The 1,032-nt window shown below is 67.6% G+C and carries 1 protein-coding gene; it reads left to right on the top strand.

The annotated features are described in order from the left end of the window. Positions 1–13: 13 nt before the first annotated feature. The coding region (locus tag AWC12_RS29880) for a type I polyketide synthase (protein WP_165758142.1) at positions 14–1,032 on the top strand (1,019 nt) is incomplete at its 3' end.

Below are 1,032 nucleotides of genomic sequence, written 5' to 3'. Positions count from 1 at the left end.
GCTGGTGTTGGCGGTGCCGCAGCCGTTGGGTGGTGAGGGGACGGTGGTGATCACCGGCGGAACGGGTGCGCTGGGTCAGCTGCTGGCGCGGCATCTCGTTGCGGAACAGAATGTTCGACATCTCCTACTGGTCAGCCGAAGCGGCGCGTCGGCAGACGGGGCAGCAGAGCTCGCCGCAGAGTTGAGCGAGCACGGATGTGAGGTACGGTTCGCCGCCTGCGACGTCGCCGATCGCGATGCGCTGGCCGGCGTGCTCGAAGAGGCCGGCCGACAGCATCCCCTCTCGGCGGTCCTACATGCCGCCGGCGCCCTCGACGACGCGACGATCGCCTCGCTCACCAGCGACCGATTCGACCGTGTATTGCGCGCCAAAGTCGACGCGGCACTGCACCTCGACGAACTCGCAGGCGAGGCCGAGCTCGTGCTGTTCTCCTCAGCCGCGGCCACACTCGGTTCTCCGGGGCAGGGCAACTACGCAGCGGCCAACGCTTTCCTCGACGCACTGGCTCAGCGGCGGGCACTGGCGGGCCGCCCGGTGCGGTCACTGGCATACGGCCTATGGGCCCAAACGACCGGACTCACCGCCGAGGTCGGCGACGCCGACCGCGCACGGATGGCACGCCTGGGGCTGCAAGCACTCGACGACGCCGAAGGCCTGACACTCTTCGACGCCGCACGAGAACACCGGCCGGCGGCACTGCTGGCACTGTCACTCGACCTACCCGGGCTGCGCACACAAGCGCGTAGCGGCCTGCTGGCGCCACTACTCAGCGACCTCGTCCGCATACCGCCCCGCCGCACGACGGGCGGTTCATTGGCCCAACGACTCGCAGGCATCCCCGAAAACGAACGTACCGCCATGGTCTTGGCCGTTGTCCGCGACACCGTCGCCGAAGTACTCGGCTATCCCTCCTCGACGGCAGTGGACCCCGAGAAAGTGTTCAAAGATGCCGGATTCGACTCACTATCGGCCGTAGAACTACGCAACCGACTGGCACAAGTCACCGGACTGCGACTCCCAGCCACCCTCAT

This window comes from Mycolicibacterium iranicum (assembly GCF_002101705.1).
Taxonomy (GTDB): domain Bacteria; phylum Actinomycetota; class Actinomycetes; order Mycobacteriales; family Mycobacteriaceae; genus Mycobacterium; species Mycobacterium iranicum.
Note: the sequence above shows the minus strand (reverse complement) of the source record. Positions and strands in the feature narration are given on the sequence as shown.